Below are 24632 nucleotides of genomic sequence, written 5' to 3'. Positions count from 1 at the left end.
GACCCTTGATGCGTCGTTACCTGCTTGCCTCCACCGCGCTCGCCGCGATGGCGGCGCCCGCCGCCGCGCAGACCAATGTCGACACTGCGCGCACCACGCCGATCAGCACCTCGACCATCAAGAACGGCACGCCCGACGCGATCAACATCACCGACAAGGGCTCGGTCAAGCCGGCTAGTGGCACCGCGGTCACGGTCGACACCAACCATGCCGTCACCAACGGCGGCACCATCCAGATCACCAATTCGGACGGCGCGATCGGCATCGGCGCCAACGCCGGCACCGGCGGCGGCATCACCAACAACGGCGCGATCACCATCGACGAGACCTATACCGCGGCCGACGCCGACAATGACGGCGATCCCGACGGTCCGTTTGCGGTCGGCAGCAACCGCGCCGGCATCCGTACCCAGGGCGCCTACACCGGCAACATCGTCAACGGCGCGGCCGGCGTGATCACTGTCGAGGGCAATGATTCGGCCGGCATCCGCCTCGGCGGTCCGCTGACCGGCAACTTCACCCACGACGGCAAGACGACGGTCATCGGCGACCGCTCGATCGGCGTCGACGCCAGCGCGATCAACGGCAACGTGCGCCTCGCCGGCACCATCACCGCGCAGGGGAAGGACGCGATCGGCGCCCGCTTCGCCGGCGACATCTCCGGCGCAATGGTGGTGCAGGGCACGATCAGCTCGAGCGGCTATCGCTTTCCGACCGCGCCCACCGATACTTCCAAGCTCGACGGCGACGACCTGCTCCAGGGCGGCTCCGCGCTGATCGTCTCGGGCAATGTCGGCGGCGGCATCATCTTCGCGGTGCCCCCCAAGGACAACAGCACCACCGACAACGACGAGGACAAGGACGGCATCGAGGATTCGAAGGAGGGCAGCGCTGCCGTCGCCTCCTACGGCGCGGCGCCGGCGGTGGTGATCGGCGCGACCGACCGCGCCATCACGATCGGCCCGGTCGCGGGCACGGGCACCGGCTTCGGCATCGTCATCGACGGCACGATCAAGGGCGACGGCGTCTATTCTGGCATCGACGGCAACGGCCTGGTGATCGGCGGCCGCGGCGGCGCGGTGACGGTCGCGGGCGGCATGGGCATCAGCGGCACCGTCTCGGCGAACAGCAATGGCGCCAGCGCGACCGCGATCCGCATCGGCGCGCAGGCGACCGTGCCCGAGATCCGCAACAGCGGCACGATCAGCGCGGCCGGCGGCAAGTCGACCACCTCGTTAACCACCGCGATCCAGATCGATCAGGGCGCCTCGGTCGGCACCATCCGCAACAGCGGCACGATCAAGGCGACCGCCGGCGGCGACGACGGCACCGCGACCGCGATCCTCGACCGCTCGGGCGGCGTGGTGCTGGTCGAGAACAGCGGCACCATCTCCGCCTCGGGCGCCAAGGCCGACTCGACCCGCAACGTCGCGGTCGACCTCTCGGCCAACACCAGCGGCGCCACCGTCCGCCAGACGGCGGTCGCGAGCGGCGTCACCGCGCCCTCGATCACCGGCGACATCCGCTTCGGCACCGGCAACGACGTGCTCGACATCGCCGACGGCGCAGTCAAGGGCAACGTGTCGTTCGGCGCCGGCAATAACCGCCTGGCGCTGTCGGGCGACGGCACCTACACCGGCGCGGCCACCTTCGGCGCCGGCAACGACACGCTGGCGCTCACCGGCACCTCGAAGTTCACCGGGTCGGCGGACTTCGGCGGCGGATCGGACGTGCTGACGATCGACGGCGGATCGCTGTTCGCGGGCTCGCTCGCCAATGCCGGCGGCCTGGCGGTCACCGTCACCAACGGCGGCTTCGACGTCACCAAGACCGCGTCGATTGCCTCGCTCACCGTCGGCGCCAGCGGCGTGCTCGCCGTCACGCTCGACAAGACCGGCGGCACCGGGACGATGATCAACGTCGCCGGCAACGCCAGCTTCGCCGACGGCGCGACGCTGGCGCTGAAGGTCGCCAGCATCAAGGACGTGGAGGGGCATTATGTCGTCCTGCAGGCCGGCTCGCTGACCGGCGCCGACAAGCTCAAGACCAGCTCGGTGCTGCTGCCCTATCTCCTCAAGGGCACGCTGAACACCAGCGTCGCCAACCAGCTCGCGGTCGACGTCGTCCGCAAGACCACCACCGAGCTCGAGCTCAACCGCTCGGAAAGCTCGGCGTTCAACGCGATCTACGCCGCGCTCGGCACCGATCAGAAGGTCGGCGACGCCTTCCTCAACATCACCGACGGCGAGGTGTTCCGCGGCTCGCTCCGCCAGCTCCTGCCCGACCATGCCGGCGGCGCGTTCGAGGCGGCGACCCAGGGCTCGCGCAGCGTCGCCCGCATGGTCTCCGACCCACACGGCCCGTTCAAGGACGAGGGCAACTGGGGCTATTGGGTCACCTCGACCGTGTGGGGCACGTCCAAGGATCGCGACGCGACCGCGGGCTACAACGCCGGCGGCTGGACCGCGGCGGGCGGCGTCGAGACCAAGACCGGCTTCGGCAACGTCGGCGTCTACGCCGCGTACATGTGGAGCCAGGACAACGACAACAGCACCGACAACGACGTGATGGGCAACCAGTACGAGCTCGGCAGCTACTGGAAGGGGCGCTGGAACGGCTTCGCCGCCAATGTCCGCGCGTCGCTGGCCAAGATCGACTTCGACAGCACCCGCCGCTTCGACGGATCGATCGGCACCGAGGCGGTCAGTCGCGTCGCCAAGGGCAGCTGGGGCGGCAAGCTGACCTCCTTCTCGGCGGCGGTCTCGCACGAGAGCGGCGGCGCGATGTTCTTCATCCGCCCGTCGGCCGCGGTCGACTATTACAAGCTCAAGGAGGACGGCTACACCGAGACCGGCGGCGGCACCGCGATGAACCTGACCGTCGCCGGGCGCACCAGCGACGAGCTCGCGGTCACCGGCGCGATGGCGGCCGGCATCGACTTCATGGGCTTCTACGAGCGCGACGAGGGCTGGTTCCGCGTCGAGGCTGAGGGCGGCCGCCGCCAGATCGTCGGCGGCGAGCTCGGCGTCACCAAGGCCCATTTCCAGGGCGGCGAGACCTTCACCCTGGTGCCGGAGGACCGCACCAACGGCTGGGTCGGCAAGCTCCGCGCGATGGGCGGCAACAATTATTTCCGTCTGGTCGGCGAGGCCAGCGCCGAGGAGCAGCAGGATCGCTTCGTCCTCGGCATCCGCGCCTCGCTCCAGATCGGGCTCTAGTCCCTCTGATTGGCTGCCGGGCACCGGTCCCCCGCACGGCAGACAATCGCGGCCGCGGCATTCTCCCCAATGTCGCGGCCGCACCCTTTTTCCGCTGCGGATTGATGTCGGCCGGGCTGTTGTGCCTATAGGCTCCATGCGGCGTCCCGCCGCGGGGGGGCATGATGGCAGCTGAGTTCGACGTGGTGATCGTGGGCGCCGGCCATGGCGGCGCGCAGGCGGCGATCCTGCTGCGCCAGCACGGCTTCGCCGGCTCGATCGCGCTCGTCGGCGACGAGCCGGGGCTTCCCTATGAGCGGCCGCCGCTCTCCAAGGAGTATCTGCTCGGCGAGAAGCCGGTCGAGCGCCTCTACCTCCGCCCGGCGGAGTTCTGGCGCGGACGCGACGTCACCCTGCTTCCGGGCCGGCGCGTGTCCGCGCTCGATCCTGCGGCGCATCGGCTGACCCTCTCGGACGGGGACGCGATCGGCTATCGCACCTGTATCTGGGCCGCAGGCGGCCGGGCGCGCACGCTCGCCTGCGAGGGCGCGAACCTCGCCGGTATCCATCTCGTGCGTACGCTCGCCGACGCCGATGCGATCGCGGCGGCGCTCGACGGCGTGACCAATGTCGCGGTAATCGGCGGCGGCTATATCGGGCTGGAGGCGGCGGCGGTGTTCCGCAAGTTCGGCAAGCACGTCACCCTGCTCGAAGCGCTGCCGCGCGTGCTCGCGCGCGTCGCGGGCGAGCCGCTGTCGCGCTTCTACGAGGCCGAGCATCGCGCCCACGGCGTCGACGTGCGGCTCGGGACGCAGCTGGAGGGTTTCGACGGCCAGGAAGGCCGCGTGGTCGGCGTGCGTCTGGCGGGAGGCGAGATCCTACCGGCCGAGCTGGTGGTGGTCGGCATCGGGATCGTTCCCAACGTCGAGCCGCTGCTGGAGGCGGGTGCGACCGGCGGGAACGGCGTCGACGTCGACGAGCTCTGCCGCACTTCACTGCCGGACGTCTATGCGGTGGGCGACTGCGCCGCGCATGAGAACGGCTTCTGCGGCGGCCGGCGCATCCGGCTCGAATCAGTCCAGAACGCCAACGATCAGGCCGCGACCGCGGTGAAGGCGATCCTTGGCCAGCCGCAGCCCTATCGCGCGGTACCGTGGTTCTGGTCGAACCAATATGATCTCAAGCTGCAGACGGTGGGCCTGTCGGCCGATCACGACGAGACGGTGCTGCGCGGCGATCCTGCCTCGCGCGCCTTCTCGCTGATCTATCTGAGGGAAGGGCGGGTGATCGCCCTCGACTGCGTCAACGCGGTCAAGGACTATGTCCAGGGCCGTGCGCTGGTGGTGAACGGCGCTATGCCCGACAAGACTGCGCTCGCCGATCCGGGGGTGCCGCTCAAGGAGCTCGCCGGCTGAATCCCGCACCGGGACGCCGGTTAACCACCTTTTCGCATGGCCAGAATCGTAAACGGGGCGTTAACTTCCGCCCATGCGACGCTATCTCGTTCTTACCGATGAAGGCCGGCGCCACCCCTTCCGCCGCTCGCTCCCGCCGCAGCGGATCGAGCGCCTCCGCGATGACGATCAGGACCTGAAGCTCTTCGCGCTGAGCTTCACCGCCTTCTTCATCTGCTTCTATACGTTCCTGTTCTGAAAATCCTCCTCGAGCAACTCGGGGAGGATTTGCTAATCACACGCCTTGTGCAGCTTCTGCGCGAGCCACGCCGAGATCAGGCACATCACCGCCACCAGCAGCAGCATGTTCTCCGACGTCACGCCCAGGGCGGTGAGGGCGATCACCACCACCGCGCCCACGGCCATCGCGCCGGAGTTGACGACGTTGTTCGCCGCCACGGTGCGCGCGGTCTGGTCCTTGGTGACGGTGGTGGTGAGGAAGGCGTAGAGCGGCACCACGAACATGCCGCCGGTGATCGCGATGGCGACGAGCGTGACGATCACCAGCAGCGACTGCGGCATCGTCACGAACTCGGCGATGTTGTAGAGCCCGCCGTCGGGCGCCGGCACGAAATTGCGGGCTTCCAGCGAGAAGGCGACGACGAACACCGCCATCAGCAGCACCGACATCGGCCCGTATTTGGCCGAGATGCGGCCCTTGAGCATGGCGTTGATGATCACCGATCCGATCGCGACGCCGATCGAGAAGATCGCGATCGTCATGCTCGCGACGCGCTCGTCGGCGGTCAGCACGTTCTTCACCAGCGGGGGGAAGATGATGATCAGCACCGCCCCGATCGTCCAGAAGAAGCTGATCGCGCAGATCGCGAGGAACAGACGCGGGATGTGCATCGTCGCGCTGATCAGCCGCCAGGACGAGGTCAGGGGATTGTAGTTGATCGCGAGCTGCGGCCCGACGCGCGGCGCCGGCGGCACCATCCGGCCGGTCACCCAGCCCGCGAGCGCCACCGCCAGCGTCATGCCCGCGGCCAGGCGGATGTCGTGCACCACGAACCCCGCCACCACCGTGCCGATCAGGATCGAGAGGTAGGTCCCCGCCTCAACGAGGCCGGTGCCGCCGAGCACCTCGTCCTCTTTGAGGTGCTGGGGCAGGATCGCGTATTTGATCGGGCCGAAGAAGGTTGAATGGATGCCGAGGAACAGCACCGACGCCAGCATCATGCCGATGCCGATCGTCGTATGCCCCGCGCGCGCCGCGAGCATCCCCGCGCCGCCGAACAGCATGATCGCGATCTCGGCGGTCTTCACCAGCCGGATGATCTTCGACTTGTCGTGCGTGTCGGCGAGCTGGCCGGACAGGGCGGAGAGCAGGAAGAAGGGAATCAGCGACAAACCGGTCGCCAGCGCGTTGAAGTTCGATTCGAGCTTGGCGTCGTTGAAGATCTCGTAGGTCGCGAACAGGACCATCGTCGTCTTGAACAGATTGTCGTTGAAGGCACCAAGGAACTGGGTGACGAACAGCGGCAGGAAACGCCGTTGCCTGAGGAGCCCGAGGGCGTTGATCATGGAAGAGGGTGCACCCCGGTCGTTAGGACAGCCCCGCCGCCATAGCCGAGCGGGGGAGGAGCGGGCAACTCTCATACCCTATACCCCTCTCCCTTTGGGAGAGGTAGGGTCCCGCCCGGCACAGCCGGGTGGGAGGGTGAGGGTGCCCTCGCTCGCCGTAGTCGCCCTCACCCTCCCGCCGCTTCGCGGCTCCTTCCCTCTCCCAATGGGAGAGGGACAGTGGGCCTCTCCCGCAAGCGGAGCGAGAGTGCTAGTCGAGACGCGATGCTGACGCTGCCCAACATCCTGACCCTCTCGCGGATCTTCGCGGTGCCGCTGCTCGTGTGGATGCTGTGGTGGCCGCAATGGACGGTCGGCTATTGGCTGGCGTTCGTGCTCTACTGCGTGATCGCGGCGACCGATTACCTCGACGGCTATCTCGCCCGCGCGCAGGGGGCGGTGTCGAAGCTCGGCATCTTCCTCGATCCGATCGCCGACAAGATCATGGTCGCCGCGGTGATCCTGATGCTGGTCGCGACCCACGATATCGAGGGCTTTCACCTCATCCCCGCGCTGGTCATCCTGCTCAGGGAGATCATGGTATCGGGGCTGCGCGAATTTCTGGGCGGCATCCAGGTCTCGGTGCCGGTGTCGCAACTCGCCAAATGGAAGACCGCGCTCCAGCTCGTCGCGCTGGGCGCGCTGATCCTGTCGGGTGCGCTGCCGGGGTGGCTGTGGATCAAGGTGGTCGGGCTGGCGTCGCTGTGGGCGGCCGCCGCGCTGACGCTGATCACCGGCTGGGACTATCTGCGCATCGGCCTCAGGCACATGGAAAGCTGATGGCGGTCGAGATGCTCTATTTCGCCTGGGTGCGCGAGGCGGTGGGGAAGGGCGGCGAGACGATCGAGCCGCCCGCCGAGGCAGCGACGGTCGCCGACCTGCTCGACTGGCTCGGCGGGCGCAGCCGGCCCCATGCCGCGGCTTTCGCCGACAGGCGGCGTCTGCGCGCGGCGGTCGACCAGCGTTTCGCTCCGCTCGATGCGCCGATCGCGGGCGCGCGGGAGATCGCGATCTTCCCGCCGGTGACCGGCGGATGATCCGCGTCGTCGTCCAGCCCGAGCTGATCGACGTCGCCGCCGAGCTGGCGCTGGCCGAGGCGGACGCGGTCGGGGCGGGCGCGGTCGCGAGCTTCACCGGCCTGGTCCGCGCGGACGACGGCGTCACCGCGCTGGAGCTGGAGCATTATCCCGGCATGACCGAGGCGGCGCTGCGCCATCTCGCCAACGAGGCTGCCGAGCGCTGGGCGCTGCTCGGCGCGACCGTCGTCCATCGGGTCGGCCGGATGACGCCGGGCGAGCGGGTGGTGTTCGTCGCAGCCGCGGCGAGCCATCGCGCTGCCGCACTGGAGGCCTGCGCCTATCTGATCGACCGGCTCAAGACCGATGCGCCCTTCTGGAAGCGCGAGCTGCGTGGCGATGCGGCGCACTGGGTGGAGACCAGGGAGGGCGACATCGCCGCTTCCGCTCGCTGGCTGGCGGAGTGAAGTGAAGGCGTGCTCCTGCGAAAGCAGGAGCGCTGGCCGCAAACGACGTGACCTGTGATCCTGGGCTCCTGCTTCCGCAGGAGCGCTGATAGCGTCTCGACAGGACGGGTCTTCACTCACCCCTCCGATAGCACCTCGGCCAGCAGCCGGAAGTCCTTCTCGCGCGGCGAGGCGCGGCGCCATACCAGGGCGATATCGCGCGCCGGGTTGTCGGCCGCGAGCGGCGTCGCGTCGACATGGGTGCTGTCGAGGATGCCCGCGTCGATCGCCATCTCCGGCAGGATCGTCACGCCGAGCCCGTTGTCGACCATCTGTACGATGGTGTGGAGCGAGGTGCCGAGCATCGTCGCCTCGGCGCGGATCTCCGGCCGGTTGCACGCCGCCAGTGCATGGTCCTTGAGACAATGGCCGTCCTCGAGCAGCAGCAGCCGCGTCTCGTCGATCTCGCTGGGCTTCACGCCCGGCGGGGTCGGCGCCATCTCGCCTTCGGGATAGGCGAGGAACAGCCGGTCCTGGAACAGCCGCGCCACCTCCACGTCGCCGCAGGCATAAGGGAGGGCGAGCAGCACGCAGTCGGTGCGGCCATGGCTGAGCCCCTCGCACGCCGCACCGCTCGGCTCCTCGCGCAGGTAGAGCTTGAGGTCGGGGTATTCTGTGCGCAGCCGCGGCAGGATGCGCGGCAGCATGAACGGCGCGATCGTCGGGATCACGCTCATCCGCATCTCGCCGGACAGCGGCCGGCCGGCGGCGCGGGCCATGTCGCCCAGCTCCTCCGCCTCGCGGATCACCCGCCGCGCCTTGTCGGCGATGCGCTCGCCCACGGGCGTGAAGCGCACCACCCGGCGCGTGCGCTCGACCAAGGTGATGCCGATCAGCGTCTCCAGCTCGCGGATGCCAGCGGAGAGGGTGGACTGGGTGACGAAGCAGCTCTCGGCGGCGCGACCGAAATGGCCGTGGTCCTTCAGTGCCACCAGATACTGGAGCTGCTTGAGCGTGGGGAGATAGGTGGCGGCCAGTGATCGTCTCCGTCGATGAATGGCCTCCTAGATAAGCGGTTCAGACGATGATGCCAGCCCAGCGGAGGGTTATCGCTTATCGCGCCAGAGCAGCCATAGGTTGATCGCAATTCCCGTCGCGGCGCCTGCCAGGAACCCGATCGTCGTCTGGCCGAGAAGGAAGCCGATCACGATGCCGGCGAACAGGGCGAGGACGAACAGGGCACCGCCGCCGGTGGGCGACTTGGGAGACGGAGCGGGATCGGGGGTCGGCATCCTTCCCTCCTGCCATGTCCCGGCCGCGGATGCCACCGTCCCTGTCGGAACCGTGAAGGTGTGGCCCATTCAATCCTCCCCCGCCAGGGGGATGTGTCAGCCGCAGGCTGACGGAGGGGGAGGACGGCAACTCACTATCGGCTCGCTTCCTCCCCCTCCGTCACGCTTCGCGTGCCACCTCCCCCTGGCGGGGGAGGATTGGAATGTCTGGGCCCTCGCCCGCCGGTGCCGGATCGAGCAGCTGGCGGTGTTGCCTTCGGGCGACGGTGCGGCCGTAACCGTCCACTAACCGGTTGGCTTGACGCGGGTAATCGGGTTAAGCCCTGTCCATGTCCGCGTTCGTCCGTCGGCACAGCGTGTGGGCGGCGGCGAGCCTTGCGCTGACGCCGCTTTCCGCCGTTGCCCAGGAAACCCCTCAACCGCCGCCGGCCGCGCAGGACGCGCTCGATCCCACGTCGCCGATGGCGCCGCTGCCGGACCTCGGCGTCGAGTGGCCGGACCTCAGCAAGGCGCCGGCGGGCGAGGATGTCGTGTCGCAGGAGCGGGCGGAGGTCGCGACCGACATCCGTTACGATTACCGGATCACCGGCATCGACGGCATCGGCAGCACGCTGATGCGCCAGCGCTTCGATGCCGGCTCGACGCTGCGCGCCCACCGCGGTGATCCGGCCAACGCCGCCCAGCTCGACCGCCGCGCGCGCGAGGATGCCGAGCTGCTGACCACGCTGCTGCGCTCCGAGGGCTATTACGACGCGCAGATCGCGACGCGGGTCGAGCCGCAGGCAGGCAAGCTCATCGTCACGCTCGAGGCCGAGCCGGGGCCGCTCTATCGCCTGTCCGACGTGACGCTCGCCGGCGTCGAGCGCGCGGACGGCAAGGCCGGGGCGCTGACCAAGGCATTCGGTCTGGAAAAGGACGCGCCGGTCAACAGCGATGCCATCGCCGCCGCCGACGCGCGGCTGAGGACGGCGGTGGGCGAGGAGGGCTTTGCCTTCGCAAAGGTCGGCGAGCCCGAGATCGTCGTCGACCATGCCACCCAGACCGCGACGCTGGTGCAGAATGTCGAGCCGGGCACGCTCCGCCGCTTCGGCAAGATCGTGATGCCGGAGCCGCGCCCCGTGTTCGGACCCAAGCACGTCCAGGACATCGCGCGCTTCAAGCCGGGGCAGGAATATGATGCCTCCGCGCTCGACGATCTGCGCCGCGCGCTCGTCCAGACCGGCCTCGTCTCGACGGTGAAGGTCGAACCGGTCGAGAGCGGCGATCTCTCGACCGTCGACGTCGCGGTGAACGTGGAGCCGGCGCCGCCGCGCACCATCGCGGGCGAGCTCGGCTACGGCACCGGCGAGGGTGCGCGGGCCGAGGTGAGCTGGACGCACCGCAATTTCTTCCGGCCGGAGGGCGCGGTGACCCTGCGCGGCGTGCTCGGCACGCGCGAGCAGCTCGGCAGCATCGTCTTCCGCCGCAACAACTTCCACGAGCGCGACCGCATCCTGACCGCGCAGCTCACCGCCGCGCATCTCGAACGCGATGCCTATGAGGCCGACACGCTGTCGCTGATGGGCAGCATCGAGCGGCAGACCAACATCTTCTTCCAGAAGGCATGGGTGTGGTCGCTGGGTGCCGAGCTGGTCGCATCGGACGAGCGCGACGTGATCGTCTCGACCGGCCAGCCCCGGCGGCGGACCTATTTCATCGGCGCGCTGCCGAGCAACCTCACCTATGACGGGTCCGACGACCTGCTCAACCCGACGCGCGGATTCCGCCTCGGCGCCCGGATCAGCCCCGAACTGTCGCTGGTCGGCAAGGCGTTCGGCTACGCCCGCATCCAGCTCGACGGGAGCATGTACCAGCCGGTCAACGATCGCGTCGTCGTCGCGGGTCGGGTGCGGCTCGGCACGATCGGCGGCGCGCCGCGCGACGCGGTCGCGCCGTCGCGGCGCTTCTATGCGGGCGGCGGCGCCTCGGTGCGCGGCTACGGCTATCAGAGCATCGGGCCGCGCGATCCCAACAACGACCCGATCGGCGGACGCAGCCTGGCGGAGTTCTCGCTCGAGGCGCGGGTGAAGGCGTTCGGTAACTTCGGCGTGGTGCCGTTCTTCGACGGGGGCAACATCTACACCTCCGCGCTGCCCAAATTCTCGGGCTTCCGGTACGGCGCGGGCGTGGGCGTGCGCTATTATTCCAACTTCGGCCCGATCCGCGTCGACGTCGGCACGCCGATCAACCCGCAGCCGGGGGATGCCCGCATCGCCGTCTACGTCTCGCTGGGACAGGCGTTTTGAGCGACGAGCCCGAGGCCCTTTCCGCGCCGCCGCCGCCCGCGCGCCCGCGCCGCTGGCGCTGGTGGCAGTGGATCGTCGGGCTGCTGGTGCTGCTGGCAGTGCTCGCGGGCGGCGCGGTGGTGCTGCTCGACACCAGCATCGGCCACCGCCTCATCGCCGACCGGATCGGGGCGCTCCGGCCGTCCAATGGCCTGCGCTACTCGGTCGGGCGGATCGAGGGATCGATCTACGGCAAGGCAGTGCTGATCGACGTGCGCGTGCGCGATCCCAAGGGGCTGGTGTTCCAGGCGCAGCGAGCCGAGCTCGATTGGCGGCCGCTCGAATGGCTCAACAATCGCCTCGTCATCCGCAGCCTCGTCATCCCACGCGCGACGCTGGCCAAGCTGCCGCAGACGACCCCGACCGGGCGCAAGGGACCGATCCTGCCGGGCTTCGACATCGCGATCGGCGAGCTGCGCGTCGACCGGCTGACGGTGGCGCCGGCCGTCACCGGCGTCGTCCGCAACGGCAGCCTCAGGGGACGCGCCGACATCCGCTCGGGCCGCGCGATGATCGACCTGGCGGCGGTGGTGCAGGGGAGCGACCGACTGACGCTCAAGCTCGACGCCGAGCCGGATCGCGATCGCTTCGATATTGACCTCACCGCGCGCGGTGCGGCTAACGGCGTGCTGGCGAGGCTCGCCGGCGTATCGCGCCCGCTGGCGCTCGACGTCCAGGGCGACGGCCGCTGGAAGGCATGGCGCGGCGCCGGCACCGCCGACGTTGGCGGCACGCGGGTGATCGACCTCAGGCTCGCCAACGATGCCGGCCGCTATTCGCTTGGCGGCACGGTGACGCCCGGCAGCCTGCTCAAGGGCAAGCTCCAGCGGCTGACCGCGCCGCGCGTGATCGTGAGCGGCGCGAGCACGCTCGCCAACCGGCGGATGGAAGGTACGCTGTCGCTGCGCTCGGCGTCGCTGGCGGTCGAGGCGAACGGCGGGCTCGACCTCGCGACCAGCGCCTATCGTAACCTGCGCGTCACCGCCCGGCTGCTGCGGCCGCCGGCGCTGTTCCCCAACATGACCGGGCGCAACATCGAGCTGCGTGCGATCCTCGACGGCACCTTCGCGACTGCGAGCTTCGACTATCGCATCACCGCCGACCGCTTCGCGTTCGACAATACCGGCTTCGAGGTGGCACGCGCCGCCGGGCGCGGGCGGTTGTCGAAGCCGCCGGTGTTGGTGCCGGTCGCCTTCACTGCCGCACGCGTCACCGGCGTGGGCGACGTTGCCGGCGGCATCCTGCGCAACCTCAGCGTGCGCGGGCCGCTGCGCGTCACTGCCCAGAACGTGACCGGCGACGACCTGGTGCTGCGGTCCGACAAGCTCAACGGCCGCATCAGCCTGTTCCTGGACCTGCGCACCGGTCGCTATGAGGTCGGCCTCAGCGGCGGCCTGAGGCGCTATCTCATTCCCGGCATCGGCCTGGTCGACGTGACCTCCCGCCTGACGGTGGTGCCGGGGCCGGGCGGGCACGGCACCCGCGTCGTCGGGCGCGGCGTGGCGCAGGTGGTGCGGTTCGACAACAGCTTCTTCGCGTCGCTGACCGAGGGGCTGCCGCGCATCACGACGGGCCTGGAGCGTGGGCCGGACGGCGTGCTCTATTTCCGCGGGCTGGTGCTGACTTCACCGGGGCTGAAACTCAGCGGCAACGGCTTCCGCCGGCGCGACGGCACCTTCCATTTCGAAGGCTCGGGCAGCCAGGCAACCTATGGCCCGGTGCAGCTTCGCCTCGACGGCGACATCAGCCGCCCGACCGTCGATCTGATCCTCGCGCGGCCCAATGCGGCGATGGGGCTGCGTGACGTCAAAGCACATCTCACTCCCACGCCAGCCGGCTTTGCCTTCACTGCCGCAGGCGGATCGTTGCTCGGCGCCTTCACCGGGGAAGGCGCGATCCTGCTGCCGAAGGGCGGCACCAGCCGCATCGAGATCGCCCGTCTCGACGTGGCGGGGATGCGCGCGAACGGCGGGCTCGACATCGTCACCGGCGGGTTCGAGGGGCGGCTCAACATCGCCGGGAACGGCCTCACCGGCGTGCTCGCCTTCCGCCCGCAGAACGGCGTGCAGCGCATCGACGCCAGCGTCGACGCCGATCGGGCGCGGCTCGCCGAGGGGCTGCGCATCCGCCGCGGCCACCTGGAGGGGAGCATCGTGCTCGATCCCGACGGCGCCAACATCGACGCGACCATCAGCGCGCGCGGCGTGCGCCGCGGCGCGATGGCGGTCGGGCGGCTCGACGCCACCGTCAAGCTGGCCGGCGGCACGGGGGAGGCGCGCGTCGCAATCAGCGGGCGGCGCGGGCGCGCGTTCGACATCCAGTCGGTGATCGGCATCGCGCCGGACCGCTACACGGTGCAGGCGCAGGGCACGGTCGATCGCCGGCCGATCAGCCTGACCACGCCGGCGGTGATCGTCCGCGACGGCGACGGCGACGGCTGGCAGCTGCAGCCGGCCCAGCTCACCTTCGCCGGCGGCACGGCGCAGGTTTCCGGGCGCTTCTCGGGGGAGGGGACCGCCCTTGACGCCACGCTGTCGCGGATGCCGATGTCGGTGCTCGACATCGGCTATCCGGGCCTCGGGCTCGGCGGCAGCGCGTCGGGTACGCTCCATTATGCGCAAAACGGCGACGGCGCGCCGACCGGTCGCATCGACATGACCATCCGCGGCCTCACCCGGTCCGGGCTGGTGCTGTCCTCGACCCCGATCGACGTCGGTATCGCCGGCATCCTGCAGCCGAACAAGGCGGCGGCGCGCGCGGTGGTGGCGAATCGCGGCGGCAGCGTCATCGGCCGCGCGCAGATGCAGATCGCACCGCTGGGCGAGGGCGATCTCTCCAGTCGCTTGATGAACGCGCCGCTGTTCGCGCAGCTCCGTTACGCGGGGCCGGCCGATACCCTGTGGCGGATGACCGGGATCGAGCTGTTCGACCTGTCCGGCCCGGTCGCGATCGGCGCCGACGTCACCGGCAGCCTTTACGATCCGCGCATCCGCGGATCGGTGCGTGCCGACAATGCCCGGCTCGAAAGCGCGGTCACCGGCACGGTGCTGCGCAACGTCCAGGCCTCGGGCCGGTTCGACGGCTCGCGCCTGGTGCTCGACCGGCTGGCGGCGCAGGATCCGGGGCAGGGGACGGTCAGCGGCAGCGGCGTGTTCGATCTCTCACGCGCGAACGGGCTCGGCATCGATCTCAACATCCAGGCGCAGCGCGCCCGGCTGATCGCGCGCGACGACATCGCCGGCACGGTGACCGGACCGCTGCGCTTCCATTCGGACGGGTCGGGCGGAACGATCTCGGGCAACATCGTCATCAACAACGGCCGCTATCAGCTCGGCAAGGCAGCTACCGCCGCCGCCGTGCCGAGGCTCAACATCCGCGAGATCAACGTCCGCGGCGTCGACGATGACGACGAGGCGGCGGCCGCCGTGCCATGGCAGCTCGATGTCCATGCGCGGGCGCCGAGCGGCATCAGCGTGCAGGGCCTGGGCCTCGACAGCCGCTGGTCGGGCGATCTCGCCATCGCCGGCGAGCCGACCAATCCCAAGATCACCGGCCAGCTCAATCTGGTCGATGGCGATTACGAGTTCGCCGGGCGCACCTTCGAGCTCGAACGCGGGGTTATCCGCTTCGACGGCAGCGTACCCGCCGATCCGGCGCTCGACATCTCCGCCGATGCTGACGCCCAAGGGCTCAACGCGACGATCCGTGTCACCGGCACCGCGTCCAAGCCCGACATCAGCTTCACCAGCACGCCGGCGCTGCCCGAGGACGAGTTGTTGTCGCGGCTGTTGTTCGGCACCTCGATCACCAACCTGTCGGCGCCGGAAGCGCTCCAGCTCGCCGCGGCCGTGGCCGCGCTGCAGGGCGACGGCGGCGACGGGCTCAACCCGATCAACGCGGTGCGCCGCGCCGCGGGGCTCGATCGCCTCCGCATCCTGCCCGCCGACCCGCAGACCGGCGCCGCCACGTCGATCGCGGCGGGCAAATACATCACCCGGCGGACCTATGCGGAGATCATCACCGACGGGCAGGGCTATTCTGCGACGCGGCTGGAGTTCCGGCTGACGCGCTGGCTATCGCTGCTCGCATCGGTCTCGACGATCGGACGCCAGAGCGTGAACGTCCGGGTGTCGAAGGATTATTGAGGCACCGGAACCCCTTGGCGCCAGCGCGGTTCAGCGCTGAGCGATGACGCTGCCGCAGATCCTGTCCGTGACCGTGCTCGCGGGCATGATGGCGCTCTTCGTCTGGGGACGGCTGCGCTACGACATCGTCGCGATCCTGGCGCTGCTTGCCGCGCTGGCGGTCGGCGTGGTCGAGCCGAAGGACGCCTTCACCGGCTTTTCCGACGACATCGTCATCATCGTCGGCTCGGCGCTGGTGATGTCCGGCGCGGTGCAGCGCTCGGGGGTGATCGAGCGGCTGCTGGGGTCGCTCGCCAAGCGCGTGACGCGGGTGCGCTCGCAACTGCTGCTGCTGACCGCCAGCGTCGGCTTCGCGTCGGCGCTGGTCAAGAACATCGGCGCGCTGGCGATGCTGATGCCCGCCGCCTTCTCGATGGCGAAGCGGTCGGGCAGTTCGCCGTCGGTATTCCTGATGCCGATGTCGTTCGCCTCGCTGCTCGGCGGCCTCATCACGCTGGTCGGCACCTCGCCCAACATCATCGTCAGCCGCGTGCGCGAGGACATGACCGGCGAACCGTTCCGGATGTTCGACTATGCCCCCGTCGGGCTGACGCTGACGGTGGTCGGGCTTATTTTCCTGCGCTTCGCCTATCGCGTTCAGGCGCTGCGCCAGGCGCCGGCGACGATGGGGCAGGCGCTGGATGTGGCGAGCTATGTCACCGAGGTGCGCGTCGGCGAGGGATCGAGCGCGATCGGCGTTCCGCTCGGCGAGCTGCTGGAGCGCGGGGAGGGCGACGTCGCCGTCGCGGCGCTGCTGCGTGCGGGCCTGCGCACCGCGCCGCTGCCCGACATGAAGTTGCGCGAAGGCGACGTGCTGATCCTGGGCGGCGCGCCGGACGTGCTCGAGCGGGTGATCGCCCGCGACGAGCTCGAGCTGGTCGGCCAGGACAAGCACGAGGGCGACGACATCGGCGTGATCGAGGCGGTGGTGACGATCGATTCGCCGCTGGTCGGCGAGACGGCGGGCGACCTTCACCTGCGCGAGCGGACCGGGGTCAACCTGATCGCGATCTCGCGCCAGGGTGAACGGCTCGATCGCCGGCTGGCGCGGATCACGCTCGCCGCGGGCGACCTGTTGCTGCTCCAGGGGCCTCTCAAGCAGATGCCTGAGCGGTTGGCCGACCTCGGCGTGCTGCCGCTCGCCGAGCGGGAGCTCCTGCTCGGCAGCCCGCGCAGATGGCTGCTGCCGATCGCGATCCTCGCCGCCGCCATGGCCGCGACGGCGACGGGACTGGTGCCGGTGGCGGTCGCCTTCTTCGCTGCCGCGGGGCTGGTGATGGCGACGGGTGCACTGCCGGCGCGCGAGGCCTATGATCATATCGAATGGCCGATCCTGATCATGCTCGGCGCGCTGATCCCGGTGAGCGACAGCCTGCGCACCACCGGCGTTACCGAGCTGATCGGCACCTGGCTGTCCCATGCCGCCGCCAGCCTGCCGCCCTGGGGCGCGGTGGCGCTGATCCTGGCGGCGGCGATGGCGGTGACGCCGTTCCTCAACAATGCCGCGACCGTGCTGGTGATGGCGCCGATCGCCGCTACCTTCGCCGGCGATCTCGGCTATCGGCCCGAGGCGTTCCTGATGGCGACCGCCGTGGGGGCGGGGTGCGATTTCCTGACGCCGATCGGCCACCAGTGCAATACGCTGGTGATGGGGCCGGGCGGGTATCGGTTCGGCGATTACGCCCGGCTCGGCGCTCCCCTGTCGCTGCTGGTGCTGCTGGTCGCGACGCCGCTGATCCTGTGGGTGTGGCCGGTGAGGTGAACATTCGGCCTGCCCGAATTATCAACATGTAAACATCGAATTTTCGAATGATGGTCGAGCGCATAGCATGACCGGCATGTCACCGCTCCTGTTGCTGGCCGCGCTCGCCGCCACCGCTAATACGACGCCGCGCGACGCCGTCGCCGCCTACGCGCGCGCGACCGAGCGGAGCGATCCCGAAGCGCTGAACGAAGCGGTTCAGCCGAGCGCAGTCATGTATTGTGCCGACGGTACCGATACCCGCGCCACCGGCCAAGGCGAATGGAAGACCAAGCTTGCCGCGAGCGTGCCACCGACGCCGGCTTCGACGCGCATCGACTGGCTCGACGAGGGCAAGGAAAGCGCGGTGGCGCGGTTGACCGCGGTGCGCGGAGCGTTGCGCTTCACCGATTACCTGCTGATCGCACGGCTTCGTGAGGAATGGCGGATCGTCGGCAAACTCTGCGAGGCTGGCGTGGATGATTCGATCCCGCCGGCCACGGCCGCGGCGGAGCGGGTGATCGACGCCAAGCTGGCCGCTGACCGCGCCTGGAACGGCGCGCTGCTCGCAGACAGCATCGACGCCCGCGCGCTGGTGATGACCGTCGAGAACGGCGAGTTCGTCGCCGCGACGCTGGCCGAATGGCAGGCGCGTTACGTCGAACGGCGGAAACATTCGCCCGGAAATGCCGTCACGGTCACCAGCCGGCAGGTGGATGTCCGCGGCAGCATCGGTGCGGCACGTTGGACCTTCCATTCGCCGAGCGGCAGTGACTGGAGCGATCGCGCGCTGATCATGCGCCGGCCCGACGGCCGCTGGCGAATGATGGCGTTGCTGTTCGTGAAGGACGCGCCCGCCGATTAGGCGAGTGCGCCGATCAGCGACTTCACCTCCATGAACTCGGCCAGCCCGAACTTGCCGTACTCGCGGCCATTGCCCGACTGCTTGTAGCCGCCGAACGGCACGTTGGGGTCGGGCGCGCCGCCGTTCACATAAACCATCCCCGCACGCAGCCGCGGCGCGACGCGCTTCACGCCGTCCGCATCGCCGAACACAACCGCCGACAGGCCGTAGTTGGTGTCGTTGGCGATGCGTACCGCATCCTCCTCGTCTTCATAGGGGATGATGGTGACGACCGGGCCGAACACCTCCTCGCGCGCGATCGTCATGTCGTTGGTGACATTGGAGAAGAGGGTAGGGCGGACGTAATAGCCGCTGTCGATTCCGTCGGGCCGGCCCGGGCCGCCGACCTCCAGCTTGGCGCCTTCCTCAAGCCCCTTGGTGATCAGGCCCTGAATCTTGTCCCACTGCGCCTTGTTGACCACCGGGCCGATGTGGCGGCCTTCGGTAAGCGGATCGCCGGTCTCGGTCGCGCTCATCACCTGCCTGGCGATCGCCACCGCCTCGTCCTGCCGGCCCTTGGGCACCAGCAGGCGCGTCGGCGCGATGCAGCTCTGGCCGGAATTGAGCAGCACGCTCATCAGTGTGCCCGGCACCGCGCGGGCGAAGTCGGCGCTGTCGAGCACCACCGAGGGGGACTTGCCGCCGAGCTCCTGGTGCACGCGCTTGACCGTGTCGGCGGCGTTCTTGGCGACGAGGATGCCGGCGCGGGTCGAGCCGGTGAAGCTCACCATGTCGATCCCCGGATGCTGCGCGAGGGCAGTGCCGACGCCGGGGCCGTCACCCTGGACCAGGTTGAACACCCCGCCCGGCACGCCTGCCTTGTCCATCACCTCGGCGAAAATCGCGGCGCAGGAGGGTGCCTCCTCCGACGGTTTCAGGATCATCGCGTTGCCCGCTGCCAGCGCGGGCGCGACCTTGGCGACGATCTGGTTCATCGGCCAGTTCCATGGCGTGATGAGCGCGACCACGCCGATCGGCTCGTGGACGACCAGGCTCTGGTTGATCGTCTCCTCGAACCGGAACTCCTTCAGCGCCTTGATCGCCGCCATCAGATGGCCAAGGCCCGAGCCGACCTGCGCCGTCTTGGCGATGCCGATCGGGCAGCCCATCTCCAGCGCAATCGCCTCGGCGAGGTCGTCCGCACGGTTCCTGTATTCGGCGAGGATCGCCTCGAGCAGCGCGACGCGCTCGTCGACCGAGGTGCGGCTGAAGCGCTCGAACGCCGCCTGCGCCGCCTTGACCGCGGCATCGACATCGGCGGCGGTGCCGAGCATGATCTCGGTGCAGGGCTGCTCGGTCGCGGGGTTGATCACCTCATGGCGCTGGCCGCCCTGGCTTTCGACCCACCGGCCGCCAATATAGTGCCTGAGATAGCTCCGCATCCTCGCCTCCATTGGTTCGAACTTTGGGTATGTGGATGGCGATGCGGGCGGAGCGTTGCAAGTCGAAACGCGTTCGGAGGTGACGATGCAGGCACGGGCGGCAAGGATCGAAGCGACCGGCGGGCCGGAGGTGATCCGTATCGTCGACGTCGAGGTGCCTGAGCCCGGCCCCGGCGAGGTCCGGATGCGCAACACCGCGATCGGGCTCAACTATATCGATACCTATCATCGTAGCGGACTCTATCCGCTCGAGCTGCCGACCGGGCTCGGCGGAGAGGCGGCCGGCGTGGTCGAGGCGGTGGGCGAGGGCGTCGAGGGTTTCGCGCCCGGCGGTCGAGTGGCGACGTTCGGCCCGACCCGCGGCGCCTACACGACCGCGCGCAATGTGCCGGCGAAGGAGTTGTTCCATCTCCCCGACGACATCGACGAACGCACCGCCGCAGCGCTGATGCTGAAGGGCTGCACCACCGAATACCTCGTCGAGCGCATCGCGAAGGTGGAGCCGGGGCAGACTGCGCTGGTCCATGCCGCCGCGGGCGGGGTGGGACAACTGCTGGTCGGCTGGCTCAAGGCATTGGGCGTGACGGTGATCGGCACCGTCGGCAGCGAGGAGAAGGCTGAGGCCGCGCGCAAGTCCGGCGCCGACCATGTCATCCTCCACAAGTCCGAGGATGTTGCGAAGCGCGTGCGCGAGATTACAGACGGTGCGGGCGTGCCGGGGGTGTTCGACGGCGTCGGTGCGGCGACATGGGAAGTGTCGCTCGCGAGCGCCGCGCGGCGCGGGCTGATCGTGAGCTACGGCAATGCCGGCGGGGCGGTGACCGGGGTCAATCTCGGCGTGCTGTCTGCCAAGGGATCGCTGTTCGTCACGCGGCCGACGCTGTTCGACTATTATGCGACGCCCGAGGAGCGGAAGGCCGGCGTCGAGCGCGTGTTCGCCATGCTGCGCGCGGGGGCGATCAAGCCTGAGATCGGCCGCACCTTCGCGCTGGAGGACGCCGCCGACGCCCACCGCGCGATGGAGGCGGGGGAGACGCTGGGGAGCAGCTTGCTGATCCCATAAATCCTCCCTGCTTGCGGGGAGGGGGACCGCCGCCGAAGGCGGTGGTGGAGGGGGGTCGCCACATCCGACACTGCTTGAGGCCCGCCCCTCCACCATCGCCATGCGGTGGTCCCCCTCCCCGTGCCGGGGAGGAGCTTTGCGCTACCGCCGCTCTTTAGCCAGCCGGCTGATCAGCACCGCCGAGCGCAGCGCCTGGCGCTGGATGCTGTCGAGGTCGACCCATTCGCCCTCGGCATGGGCACCCCCGCCGCCGACGCCCATGCCGCCCAGCGTGTCCGCGTAGGCGGCGACGAAGCCTGAATCCGCCGCGCCGCGCTTGGCGGGGTCGTATTCGCCCATCTCCTCGAGCCCGAGGTCGCGGTTGACTCCGTTGAGCTTCGCCAGCAACGCCCGGTTGCCTTCGGTCGGTGCCATCGGCGGGTAGCTGTCGAAGAACTTGAGCGTCGCGTCGGTGCCGGCGAGGTGCCTGGTGACGATCGCCTGCATCTTCTCCCGCGCCCGCGCGTCCTGTTCAGGTGTAAGCGAGCGCAGGTCGCCGCGCGCGACCGAGCTCGCCGCGACGACGTTGGTCTTGCCCTGCGCGGTGACGCGGAAGCCTGACGGGTCGATCTCGGCCGGAGTCCCGCCCGCCAGCACGCCGACATTGTAGGTGAGGTTGGGCTCCGGCAGCTCGCGGCGGAAATCGTCGAGGATGCGCGCCATCTCGTAGATCGCGCCATAGCCGAGCGATGGACCGAACACCCCGCCCGAATGGCCGGTCTTGCCGCTGGTCCTGAGCTCCCAGCTCGCCGCGCTGCGACGAGCGATGGTGCCCATGTCGCGGCCGTCCTGCTCGGCCAGCCCTTCATATTCGAGCGCGACGTCGGCCCATTTGCCCGCCTCGATCAGGTCCTTGCGCGCGACCTCCAGCGGGGTGCCGGTGCGTTCCTCGTCGCCGGTCAGGAGGATCTGGATGTCGGCGCCCTTGAGCGTCCCCGCCGCCTGCATCGCCCGCATCGCCGCGACGATCACGACGTTGCCGCCCTTCATGTCGCTGGTGCCGGGGCCGGTCGCGCGATTGCCGTCGCGGACGAACTTCTGGAAGGGCGAGTCGGGCTCGAACACCGTGTCGAGATGGCCGATTAGCAGGATGCGCTTGCCCTTGCCGTTGCCCTTGTGTGTCGCGATCAGATGCCCGGCGCGGCCGACCGCCGACTGGTCGATCCAGCGCACGGTGAAGCCGAGCGGCTCCAGCTCGGTGCGGAAGATGTCGCCGACTTTGCGTACCCCGTCGAGGTTCAGCGTCCCCGAATTCTGGTTCACCGCGCGTTCGAGCAGCGCGATGTCGCGATCCTGCTCGGCGGCGATCACCGCCTTCATCTTCGCCTCTGCGGGAGCGAGGTTCTGCGCGGCGGCGGGCAGGCCGGCAACGGTTAGGCCGGCGGCGATCAAGGCAGATGGAATTCGGATCATTCCGCCGGGCTAACAAAGCCCATGCGGCGAGGGAAGCGGCGGTTGCATGACAGCGCGGCCTGGCAGGTCATGATTCGGTCACAACCCACCGATACCGCGCCCGCGCCGGGCGTCGCAGAACGCCGGCACTGGAGGGGACAGAACCAAATCTCAGTCCCAGGGAGGGCCTTCGTGCCGCATCTGAAACTCACCAAATCCATCCTGCTGCTGAGCGCCGCCACGGCGATGCTCGGCGCCGTCTCCGCCCATGCGCAGGACAGCGCCGCACCGGCGGCCGACGCCGCGCCGCAGGACGGCGTCGGCGATATCGTCGTCACCGCCGAGCGCCGCTCGGAGAATCTCCAGAAGGTGCCGGTCTCGGTCGGCGTGGTCGGCGGGCAGGACCTGCGCACCTACACCAGCGGCGGCGACGACACGCTGCTGGCGCTGTCGGGCCGCGTGCCGAGCTTCTACGCCGAGTCCACCACCGGCCGCATCTTCCCCCGCTTCTACATCCGCGGGCTCGGCAACATCGACTTCTACCTCGGCGCATCGCAGCCGGTATCGATCATCCAGGACGACGTCGTGCTCGAGCATGTCGTGCTGAAGTCCAACCCGGCCTACGACATCCGCCAGGTCGAGGTACTGCGCGGGCCGCAGGGATCGCTGTTCGGGCGCAACACCACCGCCGGCATCGTCAAGTTCGACACCATCCAGCCGAGCCACGACTGCGAGGGCCGCGCCGACCTGTCCTACGGCAGCTACAACACGGTCAACCTCGATGCGGGCGTCGGCGGGCCGATCGCCGACGGCATCTCCTTCCGCCTGTCGACGCTGATCCAGCATCGCGACGACTGGGTCGACAACACTTATGTCGGCCCCAGCGCCGACGGTACCCGGACGCCGAGGAAGGACGCGATGGGCGGCTATGACGACCGCAATGTCCGCCTCCAGCTGCTGCTCGAGCCGACCGACGCGCTGTCGATCACTGCGTCGGCCCATGCCCGCTGGTACGACGGCACCTCGACGTTGTTCCACCGCGCCGCGCTCAAGAAGGGTTCGAATGACGTCTCGGACGAGCCGCGCGGCACGGTCGCCTATGACGAGGCGCACGACAATCCGCAGGCCTACGACACCTACGGCGGGTCGCTGCGCGCGGCCTATGACTTCGGGCCGGTCACGCTGACCTCGATCACCGCCTATGAGACCACCTCGGGCTACAGCCGCGGCGACACCGACGGCGGCGCGGCGGCGAACTTCCCGGTGAACGGCCTGCCCAATGGCTTCGGCCAGTCGCAGGGCAACGTCCGCGACCTCGACCAGTGGACGCAGGAGGTCCGCCTCGCCAGCAACGGCAACGGCCCGTTCAAGTGGCAGGTCGGCGGCATGTATTTCGACAGCCGCGACATCACCGACTTCTACCAGCGTGCCTATTTCCTGACGCCGCCGGCGAACAATCCGAACAACTGGGTGCGGCTGCACAACGTCAACACCTCATGGGCGGTGTTCGGACAGCTGAGCTACCAGTTCGCGCCGGACTTCACGCTGACGATCGGCGCGCGCGAGACCAACGACACCAAGACGACCGACCTGCTCAAGACCGCCGACACCGCGGCCGGCGTGGTCACTTATCGCGGCCGCCGTCACGTCCGCCTGTCGGACACGACGCCCAGCTGGGACGTCAGCCTGTTGTGGCAGGCGAACCCCGACCTCAGCTTCTACACCCGTCTCGCCCGCGGCTTCCGCGGCCCGACGATCCAGGGGCGTTCGGCGGTGTTCAACTCCGACTTCACCACCGCGGATTCGGAGACGATCACGTCGCTCGAGGCCGGCTTCAAGAGCAACCTGTTCAACAACACGCTGCGCTTCAACGCCACCGCCTTCGCCTATTCGGTCAAGGACATCCAGCTCAACGGCAACGATGCCGACGGCAACGGCGTGCTGTTCAACGCGAACCACGCCTATGCCTATGGTGCGGAGGCGGACCTGGAGTGGCGGCCGACGCGCAACTTCACCGCAGGGCTGGGGCTCAGCCTGCTGCACAGCGAGATCAAGGATAAGCGCGTCTATGCGCAGGTCTGTGCGCTGAACGGTGTGGTGGTGTGCACGGTCGAGGACCCGACGATCACGCGCCCGGTGTTCGGCGCGCCAGCGGTGTTCGCGCAGATCGACGGCGAGCCGCTGCCCAACGCGCCGGAGTACAACCTCAACGTCAACGCCCGCTACGATCTGCCGCTCGGCAACGGTGGCCGCGCGTTCGTGGCGACCGACTGGAACCTGCAGGGCTACACCCAGTTCGTGCTCTACCGGACCAAGGAGTTCACCTCGAACGGCAACTTCGAGGGCGGGCTGAAGATCGGCTATGCCGCGAAGGACGACGCCTATGAGGTCGCGCTGTTCGCGCGCAACATCACCAACGAGAAGAACCTCAAGGGCGTGATCGAGAACTACATGGCAGCGGTGTTCAACGAACCGCGCATCATCGGCGTCCAGCTCAGCGGCAAGTTCCGCTGAGGCTCTTAGCCTCTCCCTTTCAGGGGAGGGGCTAAGGATGCTCCAAGCTGGAAACGAGAAGGGCGCCCGAGTGATCCGGGCGCCCTTTTCTTTGTCGGGCAGGACGCCGCGGCGAAGC

Annotated in this window: 17 protein-coding genes; 12 read left to right on the top strand and 5 right to left on the bottom strand. The window is 69.1% G+C overall.

The genetic code is table 11. The features are described from left to right. The first annotated feature begins 8 nt into the window (after nt 1-8). The 3 genes from AC2YHA_RS08355 (at nt 9) to AC2YHA_RS08345 (ending at nt 4850) form a co-directional block, all read left to right on the top strand. Nucleotides 9-3218, top strand: a complete 3210-nt coding sequence (locus tag AC2YHA_RS08355; protein WP_487401111.1) for an autotransporter domain-containing protein — start codon at nt 9-11, stop codon at nt 3216-3218. Between the two features lie 164 nt (nt 3219-3382). Continuing rightward, nucleotides 3383-4612 carry an NAD(P)/FAD-dependent oxidoreductase gene (locus AC2YHA_RS08350; protein WP_487401110.1) on the top strand — a complete coding sequence of 410 codons (1230 nt, stop codon included), beginning with the start codon at nt 3383-3385 and terminating at the stop codon, nt 4610-4612. Between the two features lie 73 nt (nt 4613-4685). Continuing rightward, entirely contained in the window at nt 4686-4850 is a 165-nt protein-coding gene (locus AC2YHA_RS08345; protein ID WP_233785840.1) for a hypothetical protein, read from the top strand. 32 nt (nt 4851-4882) lie between these two features. On the opposite strand, the gene AC2YHA_RS08340 is transcribed toward AC2YHA_RS08345, so the two are convergent. Next, entirely contained in the window at nt 4883-6178 is a 1296-nt protein-coding gene (locus AC2YHA_RS08340) for an MFS transporter (RefSeq protein WP_233785841.1), read from the bottom strand. Between the two features lie 264 nt (nt 6179-6442). Between AC2YHA_RS08340 and pgsA the strand changes: the two genes are divergently transcribed. From pgsA to AC2YHA_RS08325, 3 genes are read left to right on the top strand one after another with little or no spacing between them, the layout of a single operon-like run. Then, complete coding sequence (gene pgsA, locus AC2YHA_RS08335) at nt 6443-6997, top strand: CDP-diacylglycerol--glycerol-3-phosphate 3-phosphatidyltransferase (protein WP_233785842.1); 555 nt, start codon at nt 6443-6445, stop codon at nt 6995-6997. Next, entirely contained in the window at nt 6997-7254 is a 258-nt protein-coding gene (gene moaD / locus AC2YHA_RS08330; protein ID WP_487401109.1) for a molybdopterin converting factor subunit 1, read from the top strand. The genes pgsA and moaD overlap by 1 nt, the downstream gene beginning before the upstream one ends. Continuing rightward, the gene (locus AC2YHA_RS08325) at nt 7251-7700 is read left to right on the top strand and encodes a molybdenum cofactor biosynthesis protein MoaE (protein ID WP_487401108.1); all 450 of its coding nucleotides are present in this window, start codon (nt 7251-7253) and stop codon (nt 7698-7700) included. Before moaD ends, AC2YHA_RS08325 begins: the two co-directional genes overlap by 4 nt. A gap of 116 nt (nt 7701-7816) precedes the next feature. Here AC2YHA_RS08325 and AC2YHA_RS08320 read toward each other — a convergent pair whose 3' ends face one another. Both AC2YHA_RS08320 and AC2YHA_RS08315 read right to left on the bottom strand, forming a co-directional pair. Next, the gene (locus AC2YHA_RS08320; RefSeq protein ID WP_487401723.1) at nt 7817-8716 is read right to left on the bottom strand and encodes a hydrogen peroxide-inducible genes activator; all 900 of its coding nucleotides are present in this window, start codon (nt 8714-8716) and stop codon (nt 7817-7819) included. A gap of 69 nt (nt 8717-8785) precedes the next feature. Continuing rightward, on the bottom strand, nt 8786-8971 hold the full coding sequence (locus AC2YHA_RS08315) for a hypothetical protein (RefSeq protein ID WP_487401107.1): 186 nt from the start codon (nt 8969-8971) through the stop codon (nt 8786-8788). Nucleotides 8972-9300: 329 nt separating this feature from the next. On the opposite strand from AC2YHA_RS08315, the gene AC2YHA_RS08310 reads away from it, so the two are divergent. The 4 genes from AC2YHA_RS08310 to AC2YHA_RS08295 all read left to right on the top strand — a co-directional run bounded on the left by AC2YHA_RS08310 (nt 9301) and on the right by AC2YHA_RS08295 (nt 18085). Next, nucleotides 9301-11256 carry an autotransporter assembly complex protein TamA gene (locus AC2YHA_RS08310; protein ID WP_487401106.1) on the top strand — a complete coding sequence of 652 codons (1956 nt, stop codon included), beginning with the start codon at nt 9301-9303 and terminating at the stop codon, nt 11254-11256. After that, nucleotides 11253-15440: a translocation/assembly module TamB domain-containing protein gene (locus AC2YHA_RS08305; protein ID WP_487401105.1), complete on the top strand. Its 4188-nt coding sequence runs from the start codon at nt 11253-11255 to the stop codon at nt 15438-15440. The genes AC2YHA_RS08310 and AC2YHA_RS08305 overlap by 4 nt, the downstream gene beginning before the upstream one ends. Before the next feature lie 43 nt (nt 15441-15483). Continuing rightward, nucleotides 15484-17241, top strand: a complete 1758-nt coding sequence (locus AC2YHA_RS08300) for an SLC13 family permease (protein ID WP_487401104.1) — start codon at nt 15484-15486, stop codon at nt 17239-17241. 76 nt (nt 17242-17317) lie between these two features. Next, nucleotides 17318-18085, top strand: a complete 768-nt coding sequence (locus AC2YHA_RS08295; protein ID WP_487401103.1) for a nuclear transport factor 2 family protein — start codon at nt 17318-17320, stop codon at nt 18083-18085. On the opposite strand, the gene AC2YHA_RS08290 is transcribed toward AC2YHA_RS08295, so the two are convergent. Next, nucleotides 18082-19506, bottom strand: a complete 1425-nt coding sequence (locus AC2YHA_RS08290; protein WP_487401102.1) for an aldehyde dehydrogenase family protein — start codon at nt 19504-19506, stop codon at nt 18082-18084. The genes AC2YHA_RS08295 and AC2YHA_RS08290 overlap by 4 nt on opposite strands. Before the next feature lie 85 nt (nt 19507-19591). On the opposite strand from AC2YHA_RS08290, the gene AC2YHA_RS08285 reads away from it, so the two are divergent. After that, nucleotides 19592-20569 (top strand): quinone oxidoreductase family protein, encoded by a 978-nt coding sequence (locus AC2YHA_RS08285; RefSeq protein WP_487401101.1) that lies wholly within the window; start codon nt 19592-19594, stop codon nt 20567-20569. Between the two features lie 141 nt (nt 20570-20710). On the opposite strand, the gene AC2YHA_RS08280 is transcribed toward AC2YHA_RS08285, so the two are convergent. Then, entirely contained in the window at nt 20711-22021 is a 1311-nt protein-coding gene (locus tag AC2YHA_RS08280) for a M20/M25/M40 family metallo-hydrolase (protein WP_487401100.1), read from the bottom strand. Between the two features lie 225 nt (nt 22022-22246). Here AC2YHA_RS08280 and AC2YHA_RS08275 point away from each other — a divergent pair, with 225 nt between their 5' ends. Beyond that, on the top strand, nt 22247-24514 hold the full coding sequence (locus AC2YHA_RS08275; protein WP_487401722.1) for a TonB-dependent receptor: 2268 nt from the start codon (nt 22247-22249) through the stop codon (nt 24512-24514). Nucleotides 24515-24632: the final 118 nt, after the last annotated feature.

The organism is Sphingomonas sp. SRI_018 (genome assembly GCF_057586275.1).
This window is presented reverse-complemented; position numbering and strand designations above follow the sequence as displayed.

Coding starts and splice junctions, on each gene's coding strand:
- AC2YHA_RS08275 (WP_487401722.1), top strand. CDS start 22,247: ATGCTCGGCGCCGTCTCCGCCCATGCGCAGGACAGCGCCGCACCGGCG.
- AC2YHA_RS08280 (WP_487401100.1), bottom strand. CDS start 22,021: ATGATCCGAATTCCATCTGCCTTGATCGCCGCCGGCCTAACCGTTGCC.
- AC2YHA_RS08300 (WP_487401104.1), top strand. CDS start 15,484: ATGACGCTGCCGCAGATCCTGTCCGTGACCGTGCTCGCGGGCATGATG.
- pgsA (WP_233785842.1), top strand. CDS start 6,443: ATGCTGACGCTGCCCAACATCCTGACCCTCTCGCGGATCTTCGCGGTG.
- AC2YHA_RS08355 (WP_487401111.1), top strand. CDS start 9: ATGCGTCGTTACCTGCTTGCCTCCACCGCGCTCGCCGCGATGGCGGCG.
- AC2YHA_RS08285 (WP_487401101.1), top strand. CDS start 19,592: ATGCAGGCACGGGCGGCAAGGATCGAAGCGACCGGCGGGCCGGAGGTG.
- AC2YHA_RS08315 (WP_487401107.1), bottom strand. CDS start 8,971: ATGCCGACCCCCGATCCCGCTCCGTCTCCCAAGTCGCCCACCGGCGGC.
- AC2YHA_RS08310 (WP_487401106.1), top strand. CDS start 9,301: ATGTCCGCGTTCGTCCGTCGGCACAGCGTGTGGGCGGCGGCGAGCCTT.
- moaD (WP_487401109.1), top strand. CDS start 6,997: ATGGCGGTCGAGATGCTCTATTTCGCCTGGGTGCGCGAGGCGGTGGGG.
- AC2YHA_RS08290 (WP_487401102.1), bottom strand. CDS start 19,506: ATGCGGAGCTATCTCAGGCACTATATTGGCGGCCGGTGGGTCGAAAGC.
- AC2YHA_RS08340 (WP_233785841.1), bottom strand. CDS start 6,178: ATGATCAACGCCCTCGGGCTCCTCAGGCAACGGCGTTTCCTGCCGCTG.
- AC2YHA_RS08325 (WP_487401108.1), top strand. CDS start 7,251: ATGATCCGCGTCGTCGTCCAGCCCGAGCTGATCGACGTCGCCGCCGAG.
- AC2YHA_RS08295 (WP_487401103.1), top strand. CDS start 17,318: ATGTCACCGCTCCTGTTGCTGGCCGCGCTCGCCGCCACCGCTAATACG.
- AC2YHA_RS08350 (WP_487401110.1), top strand. CDS start 3,383: ATGGCAGCTGAGTTCGACGTGGTGATCGTGGGCGCCGGCCATGGCGGC.
- AC2YHA_RS08345 (WP_233785840.1), top strand. CDS start 4,686: ATGCGACGCTATCTCGTTCTTACCGATGAAGGCCGGCGCCACCCCTTC.